Here is an 18,664-nt window from a genome sequence, read left to right as displayed (position 1 = left end):
GCCTGCCCCTATTGTGTGATTTGTCGTGTGATCAGGAGCAAGCGTGAAGCAGTTTACTTTTCGGCTCTCATTGAATAGCGATGAGGTGATGCTGATGTATCAGGGCCATGCCAGACGGCTGGTGGTGCGCAGCGAACAGGGATTGACCCTGGAACTTGGCATAGAAAAAATACGCCCCTTTGTCGCCATCAATGGTGTGCATGGCTATTTTCGGCTGAAAACCCAGGACGATTACCGCTTTATCAGCCTCGAACGCATAAATTAACATAAATCGAACAGATTACCGACTGTTTATCTGCTTTGCGTCACTATCTATCCGGTAAACTGGCACAAAGGTAGTTGGAATTTCTGTATTTTTGGTTATTTACAAAATTTCTCACAGTTTAAGCCGTGATCTGTACCTTGTTTTTAACATCCCATTAGCACCTTTCCTCGCCTTCCCTTAGCCAAGCCATTACACTTCGCAACAACTCTGCACCAGCGGGTAACCAGGGTGGTTGCCTCTGCGTCGGTGGTTAATGTCGTCCGATAAGGAATATAAAAATGGCATTGAAAGACGCCCCTACCTCAGTTCTGCTCGAAAACGTTCTCAGTCTGATCCATCAGAAGTTGCCCAAAAACAGTGCCTCTCTGGTCGAGCGCTTCGTTGCCAAGTTCTACGGCAACATGGCGAGCTCCGACCTGCACGATCGCAATGACAGCGATCTCTATGGCGCGGCCCTGAGCCTGTGGAATGCCCTCAATCAGCGCAGCGGTATCGATCCCTACATCCGGGTCTACAATCCCGAGCTGACCCGTCACGGCTGGCAATCGCCCCATACCATCGTCGAGGTGATCCTGCAGGACTCCCCCTTCCTGGTCGACTCCATCCGGATGGCGCTCAAGCGACTCAACATCACCGCCCACATGATGCTGCACCAACCGCTGCACCTCATTCGTAGTGCGGATGGCAAGATTGACGCCATCCTGGAGCTCGACAACACCGACGGGCAGACCTCGGTTGAAACGGCGTTCCTTATCGAGATCGATCACCTCACCAGCGAGGAGCAGATGGCCGCGCTGGCTACCGAGCTCAACTCGGTGGCCGGTGAAGTGGCGCTGGCAGTCGGCGACTGGCAGCCGATGCTGGCCAAGCTCAATGAGATCATCGACGAACTGCCCAAACGCAAGCACCCGGTCAGCAAGGAGGAGGTGGCCTCCTGCGTTGCTTTCCTCAAATGGGTGGCTGCCCACAACTTTACCCTGATGGGGTATCGTCGTTACGACGTCAAGGCGGTGGAGGGGGATCACGAGATCCTGCCGCAGGCGAGCTCCAGCCTGGGGCTGATGAAGAACTCCATCAAGGAGGTGGGCCAGCGCCTTGGCAACATGCCTGCCAGTGCCCGTCACGCAGCCCTGAGTTCTGACCTGCTGATCCTCACCAAATCCAACAGCAAGTCCCGGGTGCACCGTCCGGCTTATGTGGATTACATCGGCATCAAGCGCTTCGACGAGCACGGCAAGGTGATCGGGGAAGATCGCTTCATCGGCCTCTACGCCTCTTCCATTTACAACACCAGCGCGACCCAGATCCCGCTTATCAGCCATCGTCTCGAGCGCATCATGGCCGCCTCCGGTCACGAGAAGGGCTCCCACGCCTACAAGGCGCTGCTGAACGTATTGGAGACCTATCCCCGCGATGAGCTGATCCAGGCCCGTGAAGAGGAATTGCTGGCCACCGGCCTTGGCGTGCTGGAGATGCAGGAGCGAGACATGCTGCGGCTGTTCGTGCGCCGGGATGTCTATGGTCGCTTCTTCTCCTGCATGGTCTATGTCACCAAGGAGCGCTACAACACGGCGCTGCGGATCAAGACCCAGCAAATTTTGCAGAAATATTTTGGCAGCAATGAAGAGGTGGAGTTCAACGTCTACTTCACCGAAGGCGTGCTGGCGCGGACCCACTACATAGTGCGGGTCAACAACAACAACGTGGATGTGGATGTGAACGAAGTACAGAACAACCTGATTGAAGCGGCCCGCAGCTGGGACGACAGACTCGACTCCGTGCTGCTTTCCCACTATGGCGAGGCCCGTGGCAACGAGTTGCGTCGCCGTTTCAGCACCGCATTCCCCCGCGCTTACAAGGAAGATGTGCTGCCGGGCTCGGCCGTGGCCGACATCATGGCGCTTGATAACCTGAGCGAAGCCGAGCCGCTCGGTATGCTGTTCTACCGCGCGCAGGAGGAGGAGAACGATCGTCGGGTACGGCTCAAGCTGTTCCACCGCACCGAACCCATTCACCTCTCCGACGTGCTGCCGATGCTGGAGAACATGGGACTGCGGGTGATCGGCGAGACCCCGTATCAGGTACGCACTCCGGGGGGCGATCTGTTCTGGATCCTCGACTTCTCCATGTTGCTGCACGGCGAGCAGCCCTTTGATCTGGCCCAGAGCCAGCAGCGCTTCCAGCAGGCGTTTGCCGCCATCTGGAACAAGCAGCTGGAAGATGACGGCTTCAACCGGCTGGTGCTGGGGGCGGGACTTACCGGCCGCCAAGTGTCGGTGCTGCGCGCCTATGCCAAATACATGCGTCAGACCGGCGTTTCCTTCAGCCAGTCCTATATCGAAGAGACCCTGACCCGTTACCCCGACATCGCCCAGTTGCTGTTTGCTCTGTTCGAACAGCGCCTGGATCCTGTCGGCAAGCAGGACGCCAAGGTACAGGCCAAGCTGCACGAGGAGCTTGCCGCCAAGCTGGATCAGGTGGCCAATCTGGATGACGATCGCATCATCCGCCGCTATGTGGAGATGATCGACGCTACCCTGCGCACCAACTACTACCAGCTGGACAAGGCGGGCAACATCAAGCCCTACATCTCCTTCAAACTGGCGCCGTCCAGCATCACCGACATGCCGCTGCCGCTGCCGAAATTCGAGATCTTCGTTTACTCGCCGCGGGTGGAAGGGGTGCATCTGCGCTGGGGCAAGGTTGCCCGTGGCGGCCTGCGCTGGTCTGATCGAAAAGAGGACTTCCGCACCGAAGTACTGGGTCTGGTGAAAGCCCAGCAGGTGAAGAACACCGTCATTGTGCCGGTGGGGGCCAAGGGCGGTTTCTACTGCAAACAGATGCCGGTGGGGGCTGCCCGCGCCGTCATCCAGGAGGAGGGCAAGGCCTGCTATCGTCTGTTTATCCGCGGTCTGCTCGATGTAACCGACAACATTATCGGCGGCGAGGTGATCCCGCCCAAATCCGTGGTGCGCCACGATGAGGATGACTACTACCTGGTGGTCGCTGCCGACAAGGGCACGGCGACCTTCTCGGATATTGCCAACGAGATCAGCCTCGAATACGGCCACTGGCTCGGCGATGCGTTCGCCTCCGGCGGCTCGGTCGGTTACGACCACAAGAAGATGGGTATCACAGCCCGCGGCGCCTGGGAGTCGGTCAAACGGCATTTTCGTGAAATTGGCGTCAACTGCCAGACCACCGATTTTACCTGCGTCGGGATTGGCGACATGGCGGGCGACGTGTTCGGCAACGGCATGCTGCTCTCCGAGCACACCCGGCTGGTGGGCGCGTTCAACCACATGCACATCTTCGTTGACCCCACTCCGGATGCGGCCAAGAGCTTTGTTGAACGCCAGCGCCTGTTCGATCTGCCGGGCTCCAGCTGGGATGACTACAACCGCGAGCTGATATCACAAGGGGGCGGCATCTTCCTGCGCTCGGCCAAGTCCATCAAGCTGAGCCCGGAAATGCAGACCCTGCTCGGCACCGACAAGGCCAGCATGGCCCCGAACGAGCTGATCAAGGCACTGCTTTGCCTCAATGTCGACCTGCTGTGGAACGGCGGCATCGGCACCTACGTGAAGAGCGCTCGCGAGAGCGATGGGGAAGTGGGCGATCGCAGCAACGATGCACTGCGAGTCAATGGTCGCGAGCTGCGGGCCCGTATCGTGGGTGAGGGGGGCAATCTCGGCTTTACCCAGCTCGGTCGGGTAGAGTACGCCAGTCAGGGCGGTCGCATCAATACCGATTTTACCGACAACGTGGGCGGGGTGGATTGCTCCGATAACGAGGTGAACATCAAGATCCTGCTCAACCAATTGGTGGCGGCAGGGGATCTGACCCTCAAGCAACGTAACCAGATGCTGTATGAGATGACCGACGACGTGGCGCAGATCGTGATCACCAACGCCTATCGCCAGTCCCAGTCTATCTCGGTCACCAGCTTCCGCGGCTCTGAACAACTCAAAGAGCAACAGCGCTTTATTCAGGGGCTGGAGCGGGAAGGCAAACTGGACCGTGCGTTGGAGTTCTTGCCCTCTGACGAGGAGCTCTCCGAGCGGATGGCGGCAGGGCAGGGACTGACCCGCCCCGAACTGGCGGTGCTGGTGGCCTACGGCAAGATGGTGCTGAAAGAGCAGCTCAACTGCCCGGAAGTGACCGACGAGCCCTTCCTCGCCAACATGCTGGTCACCAGCTTCCCGGCCAAGGTGCAGCAGCAGTTTGGTGCCCAGCTGGCCGATCACCCGCTACGCGGTGAGATCATCGCTACCCGGGTGGCCAACATGCTGGTCAACGACATGGGGCTCAACTTCGCCAGCCGGATGAAGGACGAGACCGGTGCCTCGGTCGCCGAAGTGGCCTGCTGCTTCGCCATGGCCCGCGAAGTGTTTGGCATGAACCAGCTCTGGCGCGATATCGAAGGGTGCGACAACCTGGTGGATGCCCTGACTCAGCTCGAGCTGATGTTCTACAGCCGCCGCATTGTGCGCCGTGCCACCCGCTGGTTCCTGCGTGCCCGCAATCGCAGCTGGAGCATTAGCGAGAACATCGCCTTCTTCCGTCCGGCGTTCGAGACCTTAGGGAAGCACCTCTACGAGGTGATGGATGAGAGCGAAGTGGCCGAGCATCGTCAGGCTGTTGCCAAGTGGATGGAGAAACAGGTGCCGGAGGCCATTGCCCGTCAGGTCGCCCATATGAGCAGCCTCTTCTCCAGCCTGGATCTGGCGCAGATTGCCGCGGAGCACAAGACCGATATCCTGCGTGCCGCCAACGTTTACTATCGCCTCGGTGCCAAACTGGATCTGCATTGGTTCCTTGACCAGATCAACCATCAGCCGGTCGGCAACCACTGGCAGGCGATGGCGCGAGCCTCCTTCCGCGAAGATCTGGACTGGCAGCAACGCAGTCTCACTTCTGTGGTACTGGAAGGGTGCAAAGATCAGGGAGAATGCGCTACCATACTGGCCGACTGGATTTCGGAGCATGAGCAACTCTTGTCCCGTTGGACCCACATGTTGGCCGACTTCAAGACCACCAGTACCCACGAGTTCGCCAAGTTCTCGGTGGCCTTGCGAGAGTTGAACCTGCTCCAGTTGAATTGTCGGGCACTTTAATTGCCAGATTAAGGCATGACACCGACATTACACCCAAAGCCCCGGCCAGTTGCCGGGGCTTTCTTTAAGGAGCAAAGATGTTGTACCCCATCGCCAGGCATTTCCTGTTCAAACTCAATCCGGAACAGGCTCACGATCTCTCCATGAAATATTTGCCCCGCCTTCTCGGTACGCCACTCGATTGTTTCTTCCGCCAGAATTTGCCGAAACGCCCCGTCACTGTCATGGGGCTTTCTTTTGCCAATCCGGTGGGATTGGCGGCCGGTCTGGATAAAGATGGTGAGTGCATTGACGCGCTGGGCGCCATGGGATTTGGTTTTATCGAAGTCGGTACCGTCACCCCCAGACCCCAGAGCGGCAATGACAAGCCACGCCTGTTCCGGGTTATTCCGGCAGAGGGGATCATCAACCGGATGGGATTCAACAACAAGGGGGTTGATCATCTGGTGGCCAAGGTAAAAGAGGCAAAATATCAGGGGATCATCGGCATTAATATCGGCAAGAACAAAGACACTCCCATCGAACAGGGCAAGGATGATTACCTGATCTGCATGGACAAGGTTTATGATCATGCCGGTTATATTGCTGTCAATATCTCTTCCCCCAACACCCCTGGTTTGCGTTCACTGCAATATGGCGAGGCGCTGGATCAATTGCTGGCCGCCCTCAAGGTGCGTCAGCAAGAGCTGGCCGCCCAATATAAAAAGTATGTGCCGCTGGCGGTTAAAATTGCCCCGGATTTAAGCCTTGAAGAAATAGATCAGGTGGCCGCTTCGCTGGTACGGAATGGTATTGATGGGGTTATCGCCACCAATACCACCCTCGAGCGCGAGATGATTTATGACATGCCCCACGCCGGTGAAGCGGGTGGCCTGAGTGGTCGTCCGCTGCAGCACAAGAGTACCGAGGTGATCCGTCATCTGGCCAAGGCGCTCAATGGTGCTCTGCCAATTATCGGTGTGGGTGGTATTGATAGTGCCATGGCCGCCCGTGAAAAATTGGCCGCCGGTGCCAGTCTGGTACAAATTTATAGCGGCTTTATTTATAAAGGGCCGGGGTTGGTCAAAGAGATTGTGACCAATATTTAAGAAATAGATGGCGGAGCCCTTTATTTGACGTTGCTGATTTTCTGCATATGGAATAAAGTCAACTGGTAATTATCAAGTAAGGGCTCCAACATGTTTATCCAACCGACCGATAGCTGGCAATGGCACTACGATGCCCAGAATGACCGTCTGATGTTGGACCTGTCTGATAACATGTTATTTGCGACCGAGTATAAAGGGCGACAATTGGTGCCCAGTTCGTTTGCAGCCCAGCCTTTTTGTGTCGATGATGCCGCCCTCTATTATCAGTTGATGGATAAAGCAGCCGAACTTGAGTGGAGTATTCCCCATCAGGTTCAGTTGGTGCTTAATGCGATCGCGGTCAGTCGCTTTTATAAACCCCTGATGCCGCAAAGCTGGTTTTTTAGTGAGCAGCATCCGCAAGTGATTCCGCAAAACGGTGATCTGGTCCTGATGAATACACCCCATGGCAACGGCGAATTTATGGTCATTGAGGCAGGGGATCAGGCTAGCGTCTGTTTGAACCTCACTGCCGATCTGGTATTGACCACCAGTAAAACCTTGCCGCGTTTCGGGGTGATCAAGGTGATGAATAACCGGATGAAACAGCGTATTACCGTGACCGAGCAATATCGTCAGGTCAGTTGATATATTTTCATCAATCGTTTTATCTCTGTGATTACACCGCTGCCTGTTTTTACTGTGGTCACCTCAATCGCTCCTCGTTTCTGATACTTCATTGATCCGCGTACATATTGCCCATTCTCATTGATCTTCATGGTTGTAATCCAGCCTCTCCTGAGGCTTATTACATCCACTTGCACCTTGTGTTCTGACCCACGCAGTATCTTGGTCTTCCGTGCTGCAAGCATGGTGTCTCCCTCTTGCTTCGTTCTGCTTGTGTAGTGCCTCCACCTAGCTATCAACACATCACTCACGGTAGCGATTTTCTACATACGACATTTTACGCTTGAAACGAGAGCTATTCTCACTTACATTTTGTTATAACATAACAAAATGGAGTTGCCATGAAGCCTCATATTCACCCGGATTATCGTTTGGTTCTGTTCCATGACACGGCGGCAGATGCCTTTTTCCTGGTCGGTTCAACCATCAAGAGCGATCGCCGCTACACGTGGCAAGACGGGAAGGAGTATCCCTATGTGTCGCTCGATGTTTCCAGCCAGTCGCACTCGTTCTATACCGGCAAGCAGAAGCAGGTATCGAGTGAGGGGAGTGTGGCCCGTTTCAACAAGCGCTTTGGCGCATTTTCAAGCAAGAAGGAGTCCTGAATGCAGGTCGTCTGTTCACTCAAATCCGCAAGGGCGCGTCATCCCGATTGTCAGTTGGTGCGTCGTCGGGGCAAATTGTTCGTGATTTGCAAAAGCAATCCCCGTTTCAAGGCTCGTATGAAGTGATCCGTTAAATGATGTTTGGCCCCATGATCTCGCCATCGGGTAGTCATGGGGCCTTTTACCTTTTCGCCACCTATCAATCTGTTTCCATCCTGCTGTTTGCGCCGACTTTTGCATGCTCCAGCCCGCCTGATGAGGTATAATGCGGCACTATTTTTATGGGTTCCCCGTGAGCGTGATGAAAGAATTTTTTGCAACCTGCCCCAAGGGGCTGGAAAACCTGTTGGCCGATGAGCTGACCAATCTTGGCGCAGAGCAGGTCCGTGAGACCGTGGCTGGCGTCCATTTCAAAGGCGAACTGGCGATGGGCTACAAGGCCTGTCTGTGGAGCCGTTTTGCCTCCCGCATCGTGCTGGTGCTCTCCGAATTCCAGATGAACGACGATCTGGATCTCTATCTGGGCGCCCACACCATCCCCTGGGAAGAGCACTTCTCCGGTACCTCTACCATCGCGGTGGACTTTACCGGTACCAACCCTGCCATTCGCAATACCCAATATGGCGCGCTGAAAATCAAGGATGCCATCGTCGACCGCTTCACCAAGCGCGGTCACGTGCGTCCGGACGTGGACAAAAAGGCGCCGGATATTCGCATCATGGCGCACCTGGGCAAAGGCAAGGCCAATATCACGCTGGACTTGTCAGGCCCGGCGCTGCACCAGCGTTTCTATCGTCAAGGCACAGGTGAAGCTCCGCTCAAAGAGAACCTGGCCTGCGCCATGATTGCCCGTAGCGGCTGGGCCGGTGAGCCCATGATGGACCCCATGTGCGGTTCCGGTACCTTGCTGATTGAAGCGGCCTTTATCGCCGCCGACATGGCGCCGGCGCTGCGCCGCGAGCGCTTCGGTTTCGATCGCTGGCTACAGCACGATAGCGAGCTGTGGCAGAGCCTGATGATGGAAGCGCAAGTGCGTGCCAAACGCGGCATGCAGCGTTGCGAAGTAAAACTGTTTGGTTGTGATGCCGACCAGCGTGTGCTGCTCAAAGCCCGTGATAACGCCAAAGCGGCCGGTGTGGCCCACCTCATCACCTTCAAGCAGGCCGATGTCACCAAGCTGGAAAACCCACTGCCGATGCCGACTGTGGAAGGGGAGGCTCGCCAAGTCGGTATGCTGATCTCCAACCCGCCTTACGGCGAGCGTCTTGGCGAGTTCCCGGCGCTGCTGGAAGTGCATCAGGCTCTTGGCGATGCTCTGCGTCGCAGCTTCCAGGGTTGGAAAGTCTCTATTCTTTCCGCATCCCCCGAGCTGCTCAGCTGTCTGCGCCTGCGCGCCGATAAGCAATATCGCCTGTTCAACGGTGCTCTCGAGTGTCAGCTGCGCAATTATCAAATCGCACTGGACTCCGTGGCCTCGCAAAAAGAGGTGGCACAGGACTTTGCCAACCGTCTGCGCAAGAATCTGAAGGCGCTCGAGAAGTGGGCCAACAAAGAGGGCATCGATTGCTATCGCATCTACGATGCCGACTTGCCGGAATACAACGCCGCCATCGACCGCTATCAGGACTATCTGGTGGTGCAGGAGTATGCCGCGCCCAAGGACATCCCCGCCCAGAAGACCCGTCAGCGTCTGCTTGACATGGTTCAGGCCGCCATCAAGGTGACCGGGATGGATGGCGAGAAGGTGATCCTGAAGGTGCGTGAGCGTCAGGAGGGCAAACAGCAATATCAGAAGCTCTCCGAAGAGCAGCACCGGATGGAAGTGCAGGAGTACGGCGCCCGTCTGTGGGTCAACCTCTACGACTACCTCGATACCGGCCTGTTCCTCGACCACCGTCAGACTCGCCGCATGCTGGGCCAGATGGCCAAGGGCAAGCGCTTCCTGAACCTGTTTGCCTACACCGGCAGTGCCACCGTGCACGCGGGTCTTGGCGGTGCCAGCGAGACCACCACGGTGGACATGTCCCACACCTACCTGAACTGGGCGCAGGACAACATGCGTCTCAACTCGCTGGTGGGCCGTCAGCACAAGTTTGTCCAGGCAGATTGCCTGAAGTGGTTGTCTGAAGCCGATGATAAATACGACCTCATCTTCATCGATCCGCCCACCTTCTCCAACTCCAAGCGGATGGACGAGAGCTTCGACGTACAGCGCGATCACCTGCTGCTGATGCAGCACCTGAAGCGCCTGCTGGCGGCGGACGGCACTCTGGTCTTCTCCAACAACAAGCGTCACTTCAAGATGGATCTGGCCGGTCTCGAGGCCACTGGTCTCAAGGCCCAGAACATCACCCAGAAGACGCGACCGAAGGATTTCGAGCGCAACCAGCATATCCATAACTGCTGGATCATCACCCATGCGCCGGAGCAAGGCGAGGCGTGATGCTGACCCTGTTTCATACCGACGGTTGCCACCTGTGCGAGCAGGCCTGGGCGCTGGTGGAGGAGGCCGGCCTTGCCGCCGCCACCCGCCAGTGCGACATCATGGACGATGAGCTGTGGCTTGCCGCCTATCGGGTGCGCATTCCGGTGCTGCGTGACGAAGCAGGCCGCGAGCTCGGCTGGCCCTTCACACTGGTCGAGCTCAAAAGCTGGGCCGCCCGTCAGGGGTGAGAGTGATTTGACGATAAAACGGGGGCAGACCCAGTCTGCTGCCCGTTTTTTTCATATGAAATAAGGAACACACATGGCTCTTTTAACATTGCACGGCGCATGTCTGTCGTTCAGTGATTTCCCGCTGCTCGACAATGCCGAATTGACCATCGAGCGGGGCGAGCGCCTCTGTCTGGTTGGCCGCAACGGGGCGGGCAAGTCCACCCTGATGAAGGTCATTGCCAGTGAATTGCCGCTGGACGACGGCCGCCTGGTGCTGCAACAAGATTTGAAAGTAACCCGCCTTGAGCAGGATCCACCGGCCTCCAGCGAGCTGACGGTGTTTGACTATGCCGCCGAAGGTCTGGCCGGGGTAGGGGAGCTGCTCAAGCAATACCACCATATCTCCATGGAACTGGCGCATGATCCGTCAGATGCCAACATTCGCAAGATGAGCGAGTTGCAAGAGCAGCTCGACTATCAGAACGGCTGGCAATTCGAGACCCGCATCAGTCAGGTGTTGACCCTGCTGGGGCTGGATCCCGATGTGACCCTCGATAGCCTCTCCGGTGGCTGGCTGCGCAAGGTGGCGCTGGCTCGTGCGCTGGCCTGCGATCCCGACTTGCTGCTGCTCGATGAGCCGACCAACCACCTGGATATCGAAGCCATCAACTGGCTGGAAGATTTCCTCAAGGATTTTCGCGGCGCCATCGTCTTTATCTCTCACGATCGGGAGTTCATCCACAAGCTGGCCACCCGGATCATCGATCTCGATCGCGGCGCCATCACCTCTTGGCCGGGCAACTACGACGAGTATCTGCAGGGAAAAGAGGAGTGGCTGAGGGTCGAAGAGCTGAAAAATGCCGAGTTCGACCGCAAACTGGCCCAGGAAGAGGTGTGGGTGCGTCAGGGTATCAAGGCTCGCCGTACCCGTAACGAAGGCCGGGTGCGCGCACTTGAGGCGATGCGGATGGAACGCTCCCAGCGTCGCGAGTTGCAGGGCAAGGCCAAACTGCAACTGGACGAGGTCAATCGCTCCGGCAAGCTGGTGTTCGAGACCGAAGGGCTGGGGCTGGATTTTGGCGATCGCACCTTGTTCAAGGGGCTCGATCTGCAAGTGCTGCGCGGCGATAAAATTGCGCTGGTCGGCCCCAATGGCTGCGGCAAATCGACCCTGATCAAGCTGTTGCTGGGTCAGCTTGAGCCAACCCGTGGCACCGTCAAGGGGGGCACCAATCTGGAGGTGGCCTACTTCGATCAGTACCGCGAGCAGCTCGATCCCGAGCAGACCGTGGTGGACAACGTCGGGGAGGGCAAGCAGGAGGTGATGGTGCGTGGCCGCTCCCGTCATATCCTCGGTTACCTGCAGGACTTCCTGTTCGAGCCCAAGCGGGCCCGTACGCCGGTCAAGGCGCTCTCCGGTGGCGAGAAGAACCGGCTGCTGCTGGCCAAGCTGTTCCTCAAGCCGAGCAACCTGCTGATCCTCGATGAACCGACCAACGATCTGGATGTGGAAACCCTGGAACTGCTGGAAGAACTGCTTTCCGACTACCCCGGCACCCTGCTGCTGGTGAGTCACGATCGTCGCTTCATCGACAACACAGTGACCGGCTGCTGGCTGTTTGAAGGGGATGGCCGCATCAGCGATTACGTGGGCGGTTATGCCGACATGATGGCGACCCGCGAACAGCAGAACGCTCAAAAACAGGCCAAGAGTGCACCGGTCAAGGCGCCCGAGCCGGTCGTTGCCGCCGCGCCAGAAGCGCCGAAGAAGAGCAAGAAGCTCTCCTACAAGCTGCAGCTTGAACTGGAAGGGTTGCCTGCTCGTCTTGAGCAGCTGGAAGCCGAGCTGGATGCGCTGCAAAGCGAGATCAACCAGCCTGGGTTCTTCTCGCTGCCGGCAGATAAAACCCAGCCGAAACTGGATGCGCTCAATGCCGCTGAAGCAGCGCTGGAGCAGGCATTTGCTCGCTGGGAAGAGCTGGAAGGACTCAAAAATCAGGAGTAAGTTCCCTGTAATTAAAACTTAATCCAGTTCAGTGCCTTGTGTCACATAGCCCGGTTAGGGTGGAAGTTTTTGTTTGACCGAGTGCGCTCGCAGGAGTAAAGATGAAAGCGACCGATGCAGAATTGGTCGCTTTTTTTGTTCCACGAAGAGGGTCGTAGATGATGAAGAGACAGAAGCGGGACCGTCTGGAAAGAGCTCGTGCTCGTGGTTATCAGGCTGGCGTGGTCGGCAAACAGAAAGAAGCGTGTCCGTATCAATGCTTGGATGCCCGAGGGCATTGGCTTGGTGGTTGGCGTGACGCCATGGAAGGGCGGGGCTCAGGCCTCTTCATGAAGTAGCAGGTACTTCATCACTCATTACAAAAGGAAAGGGGCCGTTGTGGCCCCTTTGCGTTAATGCTGTTTTACCACTCAACAGAGAGATCAGAATGCGGTGGTATCTTTGAACAGGCCCACTTTCAGGTCGGTGGCGCTGTAGATCGGACGGCCGTCAACTTCGACCACACCATCAGCAATCCCCATCACCAGCTTGCGGTTGATGACGCGCTTGAAGGTGATCTTGTAGGTCACTTTCTTGGCAGTCGGCAGGATCTGGCCGGTGAATTTCACTTCACCCACGCCCAGAGCACGACCCTTGCCGGGGCCACCTTTCCAGCCCAGGAAGAAGCCAACCAGCTGCCACATGGCGTCCAGACCGAGACAGCCTGGCATCACAGGATCACCCGGGAAGTGGCAATCGAAGAACCAGAGATCCGGAGTAATGTCGAGCTCAGCCAGGATCTCGCCCTTGCCGTGTTCGCCACCGTTGTCATTGATCTTGACGATGCGGTCCATCATCAACATGTTGGGGGCAGGCAGCTGACTGTTACCCTCACCAAACAGTTCGCCACGGCTGCAAGCCAGCAGCTCTTCACGGGTAAAAGAGTTCTTGCCCTGTTCGCACAGGGAAAGGCGGGCTTCCATGGTGGTATTGTCTACGGTCACGCGGTATTTCCTTCAAATGGGTCAAAGCCGGGCCAATTTAGCTTACAGTTGTTCGCTAAACAACTCCGATCACTTCATCAGCGGCCAAACAGGCGCCCCAGCAGGGATTGCAGCAGTCCGACTTTGGCTGTGGAGCCGTTCAACTCGTCCAACCGCTCCTGAATACGGCCAAACAGGGTATCGGGCATATCAGGCTCACCGGCGACACAGCCAGTCAGCAACTCGATGGCCTCTTCCACATGATCAACCGGGTGGATGTGGAACTGGCCTGCTTCAACCGCTGCAATCACCTCATCAGAGAGGTTCAGCTGCTGGATGTTGGTTCCCGGCAAAATGATCCCTTGCTTGCCGGTGATGCCGTGGATCTTGCACACCCGGAAGAAGCCTTCAATCTTCTCGTTGACGCCACCAACGGCCTGCACATTGCCAAACTGATCGACCGCACCGGTCACGGCGAAGTGCTGATAGATAGGCTGGCGGGCGAGGGCAGAGAGTAGGGCACATAAGCCGGTCAGTGAGGCACTGTCGCCATCAATTTCGTGGTAAGACTGCTCGAATACCAGATTGGCCGACAGGGGGGAGGGGTTCTCTGCACCAAATTTGTTGGAGAGATAGCCGTGGATAATCATCATCGCCTTGGCGTGGATATGACCGGCCAGCTCCGCTTTGCGCTCGATATCCGCCACATCGCCATCACCAAGGTGTACGGTAGCAGTGAGGCGCACCGGCTCGCCGAAGTCATAAGGGTGACCGGAGACCTGAATGACAGACAGGCCGTTGATCTGGCCAATCTCTTCGCCATCGGTTTGCAGCAGGATCTGGCCGTCGATAACCCCCTGATCGGACTGCTCAACCAGATAGTTGAGGCGGTAATCCTGCTCCTCCAGTGCGCCACGAATATGCTCGTCGGTGACCACCTCGGCTCCCAGCTCCCGGGCCAGACTGTCAGCCATCCGCATGATGGCAGAGAGTTGCACTTCGGAGAGCGACAGCCACTCCTGATGGTCACAGAGGCGGCTGGCATGACGACAAAGGGCGGCGAGGGAGGCTGGCGTGAAGTCGAGCAGGCTCCAGCGCTGGCGCAGCCAGGCCAGGTACTGCAGAAATTCCTGCAGATCCTCTTCAATATTCACCTCTGACACCAGATCCGCGCGCAGGAAGATGCGCTCGGACATATCGCGATCCAGCATCTGGAACTCGGCCACGTCCAGTCGGTCACCGACCAGGATCAGCTTGAGCTTGATGGGGGTCGCTTCAGGCGCGAAGAAGGGGGTCAGAGTTTTCCCTTCCTGATAGGCGTTCCAGTCCAGCTCGCCTTTTTGCATGGCATTTTTCAGTTTGAACCAGAGGTGCGGCTGATCCAGCAGCTCGTCCAGTTGCAAAATGAGGTAACCGCCATTGGCTTCGCGCAGCAGACCGGGCTCTAAAAGGTGCTGGTTGGCATAGACAGAGCCTTGTTCTGTCTGGTAATTGATGGAGCCAAACAGGGTATCCCAGTTGAGATCACGGCCATAAATCACCGGCGCTTCCTGCGCTTCGTGGTGGATCAGCAGGTTGATCAGAATGGGGTGCTGGAACTCCAGACCCAATGCCACGTGAGCTGCCAAATCGGAGAGGAAATCATCGATTTTCGGATCATTGTTCTGCTTGCGCATGATGCGGGTCACGATGCGTTCGGCATCGAGATGGTGGCTCAACAGCTTGAGCAGCTCGCCAACCATTTCGCAAAACTCGATGCCGGTGCCTGGTTGCAGGCGCAGCCAGATAGGCTTGTAGGGGTTGTTCAGATTCTCGGTGTAGCAGAGATCAAACAGGTCACCATCCTTGCCATTGGAGTCGGCAATCAACGTTTGGCAAACGCCTTCGTAATCTGCACCGGGAAACCCGTTGAGCAGCATGACCGGACAGTCACCATCAAAACTGGCAAGACGTTTGATGCCGGAAATGGCTCTGGGTTGCAGCGCAGCAAAGGGGATAGGTTCAAGCTCGCTAAGCTTGGGGAACTGTTCAATCGCAAAAGCGGGTTTTAATTGTTCTGATGTTAATTCAGCCACTTAAGACATCCGGTCGAAGATAGGATCAATTGTTGCCATTATACACAGTTCAATAAGTGGTGACAGGAAACAAGATACTGAATTTAACATAATATACATTATGCGCAGTGTTGTCTGGCCCGTGGCTGGGGGTCAGGAACATAGCAACCGCAAGGGCTACAGCCGTGCCTGTACCTTTTGTGTACTTCGCAAGAATGTTGTACCAAGCCTGCTTTATCTCGGGATCTGTCTCCCTGACGGCGGCAAGGCTTAACAGCACTTCCTCAACGTCTAGGCCGATTTCCTCGGCAATCTTTTTTGCTGTTGCATCAGTGAGTTGCACCTTACCAGTGGTCAAACTGGATATGTGCGACTTGGTAAAACCAAGCTCAGCAGCGACTTGCTGATACTGGGTGAGCTTTTTGGTTCTCATGTACGCCTGAATCAGGGCTTTTGAGTCCATTTTGCTGTTTCCTCGCTTGCTTCAGTGGGCATATCACACACTTATTTGGGCTAAAAGTCACCCGTTGTTAGTTAGATTTAGATCTGATTCAATCCAGTCAGTTCATAATAAATCTTATCTACCTATGACCCACTTTAGCCCACAAAACCTTGATCTGCCTGCTCTCATTGAGCGCAAGGTCTATTGGCAGGCTGAACCGACTGGCGATCTCTCCGCCTGCATCGCGGGTCAGGTCGAGATGTTTCGGGATCTGCATGAGCTGCGGGTCTATCTGTCTATGACGTACCCCGATACCGTGTTCGAGCTGGTCGAAGTGACCGAGGACACATGGCAAGGTTTCTATGATCAGGGAGTCTTTTTCGATGACTGGTCATAAATCCGTGATGCCGATAAATAGCGTTATCGGCACCAAAACCCTGATCGATTATCTGTCCTTTACCTGGGCGCCGACCGAACTGCGCCAGATGACCGAGCTTGCCAAACAAGGTGCGCTCTTGAAGGCTATTCCGCGCTTTGACACCCAGGTAAAGGCCCTGCAAGCCGCGTTCTCTGAGCCTCCTGTCGAGGGTCTGCGTTACCTGTGGAAGCGTCCGGTCGGCTTCGCTCCCCTCACCCACTTCGACAAGGTGTCAGAACGGCTATGCAACAAAGCCGAACGCCTGGGCGCAACCCCTGCCCCTACCGTGGCGCGTGTCTACGACAAGGCCACCGAGCGGTTGAGCCTCAAGGGTGTGGTCAAGTCCCCTGCCCCCGTCTTTACCCCTTCCATGACCGAAATGATGGAGCGGGCTTTACACTCTAACTACAGATCTAGGGCCGATATGCGCAAAGAGCTAAAAGCTGTCTGCGCATCCCTGCTCAAGTTCTCCCAGTTCGAGGTTGTCGAGGGTGCCAAGTATTGGGAAGCCTATAACGATTTGATCGACTGCTACGGGGTGCAATTTCTCGATGCCCTGTGCTGTTCCGAGATCGAGCTGTGGCTGGAAGAACTGAACACCAAGATCGGGGTGCCTATCCCTGAGCCTCGTTTCACTATGCGCCCTCGCCGCTCCGGTCTGCATGGTTACGCCAACTCGGCCGACCTGCTGTGTGATGGCCTCCCTTGTGGCCTGATTGGTTGGGGTGCTGCCAACCACGGTTGCATGGTCAGTTTCTCCGGCGTGGGTTGTGCCGCCCTCGATATGCAGGCTTTGCACTCTGTTATCTCTCACATCCCATCTGTCCGCATCACGCGGGTGGATCTTGCCCTGGATGACTACAGCGGTGAGGTGATCAGTTACCAGGGCGCGATTGATGGTGCCCAGGCTGGTGAGTTTCACCCAGAGCGGGGCCGCGCTCCGGCGTGGATGAAAATAGAATCCGGTGAGTTCGTCATATCCGAGATTGCCAAGGGCATCGTAAAGCGGTTTGGCATGGCACCGACCAAGGGCTGTTCTTTTTATGTGGGCAGCCGGATCAACGGTAAATGTGCTCGGGTATACGAAAAGGGTAAGCAGATGCAATCGGCAGAGAACCCAAATTGGGTACGCGCCGAAGGCGAGTTACACAATAAGGATCGTGTTATTCCGTTGGATGTCCTGGTAAACCCAGATCCCTATTTCGCGGGGATGTATCCGCAATTTGCAAAATGGCTTGATGCTATTAAACAGTCGGAATCTGTTCCGGTACGTGTGACCACCTTTAAAAACAAGTTCAAGACCAGTCGGGACAATGCGGTTTTCCATATGTCTCGGATGGCGGGCCGCCTTGTTAATTGGTTAGCAAGTGTTGAGGGGCTCGCCCCTGAAACGATTGTTCACCAATTAACAGCGCATCTTAAAGAAGATGATATTCCAGCGCGGTTAAGAATGCCGCTACCACCCGAGTTTATATCGGGTGAGCATTGTTTAGTTTCGACCTAAAAAATAGGTTCTTCAACGAGGTTAATATTATGTCCCTGCTCACTGGTGTTCTGGTAACTCGTGTTACTCATGGTTATGGTGTGTCCCGTAAATCCGGCGCTCCTGTGCCTTATGATTTTGCCCAGGTGGAATACCTGGCTCCGGCAAACAACGTCAATAAGCCTGAGTGCAATATCCACTCCTGGGGTTATGAGGTTCGCCAATTAGCCCTTCGTAATGACGCTGCGACTATTAAAGAAATGGCCGACTGTCCCAAGCTGGTCGCTATTGATCTTGTCCTGGAAGCCGATCCCCAGAATCCGACCCGAAATGTGGTTGTTGGCTTCCAGCCTAACAAAAAGCCGGTATAACCGCCGCGCACCGAGGAGGAGGAGCGAGAGCGCGCAGCGAGCGACGACGAGGGCGCGATAATGCTTTGTCTAGATATTACCTCCGAGGGATATGCTCGATTATCCGAGGGGGATTCCTGCGAATATGTGCTCCTGACTGTTCAGGAGCATAACAAGTTAACGGATATATCGAGCTGGTTTGAGTTCGATAAATCCACCGTAACCGTAGCCTTTGGTTTTGGATTAGCCATCTGGGTTGTCGGTTTAAAATTGGGCGCTGTTGCCCGTGTTATTGTTGGTGCAAAAAGAGGATAAATAAAAATGAAAAACGTATCAGGCTTGTTCCGTAACGGTTGTATCGCTGCTGTGGCTTCTCTCTCTGCAATGGGTGTTGCCCATGCTGAAGGCGGTGGTACTGCTGCCGCTGCGGGTGCGGCGCTCGATACTGCGCTTTCAGACGTTAACGCCACTTCTCCCAAGGTGATGCTGGTTGTTGCTGCGGTGGTTGGTGTCGGGATCCTGGTCAGCCTTATTCGCAAGGCTTAAATCATGTC

18 protein-coding genes are annotated in these 18,664 nt (G+C 56.0%); 14 read left to right on the top strand and 4 right to left on the bottom strand.

The features are described from left to right. The first annotated feature begins 43 nt into the window (after positions 1-43). The 4 genes from VF684_RS07080 to VF684_RS07065 all read left to right on the top strand — a co-directional run bounded on the left by VF684_RS07080 (position 44) and on the right by VF684_RS07065 (position 7,097). The gene (locus VF684_RS07080) at positions 44-265 is read left to right on the top strand and encodes a DUF2835 family protein (RefSeq protein WP_005351919.1); all 222 of its coding nucleotides are present in this window, start codon (positions 44-46) and stop codon (positions 263-265) included. Positions 266-543: 278 nt separating this feature from the next. Further along, on the top strand, positions 544-5,382 hold the full coding sequence (locus tag VF684_RS07075) for an NAD-glutamate dehydrogenase (protein WP_376898322.1): 4,839 nt from the start codon (positions 544-546) through the stop codon (positions 5,380-5,382). A gap of 77 nt (positions 5,383-5,459) precedes the next feature. After that, entirely contained in the window at positions 5,460-6,470 is a 1,011-nt protein-coding gene (gene pyrD, locus VF684_RS07070; RefSeq protein WP_279475185.1) for a quinone-dependent dihydroorotate dehydrogenase, read from the top strand. 90 nt (positions 6,471-6,560) lie between these two features. Next, entirely contained in the window at positions 6,561-7,097 is a 537-nt protein-coding gene (locus tag VF684_RS07065) for a cell division protein ZapC (protein ID WP_279475184.1), read from the top strand. On the opposite strand, the gene VF684_RS07060 is transcribed toward VF684_RS07065, so the two are convergent. Then, positions 7,085-7,321 carry a hypothetical protein gene (locus tag VF684_RS07060; protein ID WP_279475182.1) on the bottom strand — a complete coding sequence of 79 codons (237 nt, stop codon included), beginning with the start codon at positions 7,319-7,321 and terminating at the stop codon, positions 7,085-7,087. The genes VF684_RS07065 and VF684_RS07060 overlap by 13 nt on opposite strands. A 156-nt stretch (positions 7,322-7,477) precedes the next feature. On the opposite strand from VF684_RS07060, the gene VF684_RS07055 reads away from it, so the two are divergent. The 6 genes from VF684_RS07055 (at position 7,478) to rmf (ending at position 12,739) form a co-directional block, all read left to right on the top strand. Further along, complete coding sequence (locus VF684_RS07055) at positions 7,478-7,741, top strand: type B 50S ribosomal protein L31 (RefSeq protein ID WP_005336598.1); 264 nt, start codon at positions 7,478-7,480, stop codon at positions 7,739-7,741. Next, positions 7,742-7,867 carry a type B 50S ribosomal protein L36 gene (gene ykgO / locus VF684_RS07050; RefSeq protein ID WP_005336596.1) on the top strand — a complete coding sequence of 42 codons (126 nt, stop codon included), beginning with the start codon at positions 7,742-7,744 and terminating at the stop codon, positions 7,865-7,867. Between the two features lie 139 nt (positions 7,868-8,006). Continuing rightward, positions 8,007-10,184, top strand: coding sequence for a bifunctional 23S rRNA (guanine(2069)-N(7))-methyltransferase RlmK/23S rRNA (guanine(2445)-N(2))-methyltransferase RlmL (rlmKL, locus tag VF684_RS07045; protein WP_201997687.1), 2,178 nt, complete (start codon positions 8,007-8,009; stop codon positions 10,182-10,184). Beyond that, positions 10,184-10,414 carry a glutaredoxin family protein gene (locus VF684_RS07040; RefSeq protein WP_150995842.1) on the top strand — a complete coding sequence of 77 codons (231 nt, stop codon included), beginning with the start codon at positions 10,184-10,186 and terminating at the stop codon, positions 10,412-10,414. Before rlmKL ends, VF684_RS07040 begins: the two co-directional genes overlap by 1 nt. A gap of 73 nt (positions 10,415-10,487) precedes the next feature. Further along, complete coding sequence (gene uup, locus VF684_RS07035; RefSeq protein ID WP_201997688.1) at positions 10,488-12,401, top strand: ATP-binding cassette ATPase Uup; 1,914 nt, start codon at positions 10,488-10,490, stop codon at positions 12,399-12,401. A 158-nt stretch (positions 12,402-12,559) separates the two neighbouring features. Beyond that, a complete protein-coding gene (gene rmf, locus VF684_RS07030) occupies positions 12,560-12,739 on the top strand; it encodes a ribosome modulation factor (protein ID WP_005315693.1) in 180 nt (59 codons plus the stop codon). Positions 12,740-12,823: 84 nt separating this feature from the next. On the opposite strand, the gene fabA is transcribed toward rmf, so the two are convergent. From fabA to VF684_RS07015, 3 genes are all read right to left on the bottom strand, one after another. Then, positions 12,824-13,384: a 3-hydroxyacyl-[acyl-carrier-protein] dehydratase FabA gene (gene fabA, locus VF684_RS07025; protein WP_005336586.1), complete on the bottom strand. Its 561-nt coding sequence runs from the start codon at positions 13,382-13,384 to the stop codon at positions 12,824-12,826. A gap of 77 nt (positions 13,385-13,461) precedes the next feature. Next, entirely contained in the window at positions 13,462-15,438 is a 1,977-nt protein-coding gene (locus VF684_RS07020) for a Lon protease family protein (protein WP_201912903.1), read from the bottom strand. A 49-nt stretch (positions 15,439-15,487) separates the two neighbouring features. Beyond that, positions 15,488-15,880 carry a helix-turn-helix domain-containing protein gene (locus VF684_RS07015; protein WP_368147549.1) on the bottom strand — a complete coding sequence of 131 codons (393 nt, stop codon included), beginning with the start codon at positions 15,878-15,880 and terminating at the stop codon, positions 15,488-15,490. A gap of 124 nt (positions 15,881-16,004) precedes the next feature. Between VF684_RS07015 and VF684_RS07010 the strand changes: the two genes are divergently transcribed. The 4 genes from VF684_RS07010 to VF684_RS06995 all read left to right on the top strand — a co-directional run bounded on the left by VF684_RS07010 (position 16,005) and on the right by VF684_RS06995 (position 18,656). Beyond that, entirely contained in the window at positions 16,005-16,256 is a 252-nt protein-coding gene (locus tag VF684_RS07010; protein ID WP_069526815.1) for a hypothetical protein, read from the top strand. Then, complete coding sequence (locus VF684_RS07005; protein WP_429157658.1) at positions 16,243-17,781, top strand: replication initiation factor domain-containing protein; 1,539 nt, start codon at positions 16,243-16,245, stop codon at positions 17,779-17,781. Before VF684_RS07010 ends, VF684_RS07005 begins: the two co-directional genes overlap by 14 nt. Positions 17,782-17,810: 29 nt before the next feature. Then, complete coding sequence (locus VF684_RS07000) at positions 17,811-18,131, top strand: hypothetical protein (protein WP_023583768.1); 321 nt, start codon at positions 17,811-17,813, stop codon at positions 18,129-18,131. 300 nt (positions 18,132-18,431) lie between these two features. Beyond that, positions 18,432-18,656, top strand: a complete 225-nt coding sequence (locus VF684_RS06995; RefSeq protein ID WP_128815527.1) for a Flexible pilin — start codon at positions 18,432-18,434, stop codon at positions 18,654-18,656. Positions 18,657-18,664 lie beyond the last annotated feature (8 nt).

Origin of the sequence: Aeromonas sp. Lyrl_2 (assembly GCF_051948815.1) — a bacterium.
Taxonomy (GTDB): Bacteria; Pseudomonadota; Gammaproteobacteria; order Enterobacterales; family Aeromonadaceae; genus Aeromonas; species Aeromonas veronii.
The sequence above is the reverse complement of the archived record's forward strand: the minus strand, read 5'-3'. Positions and strand labels throughout refer to the sequence as shown.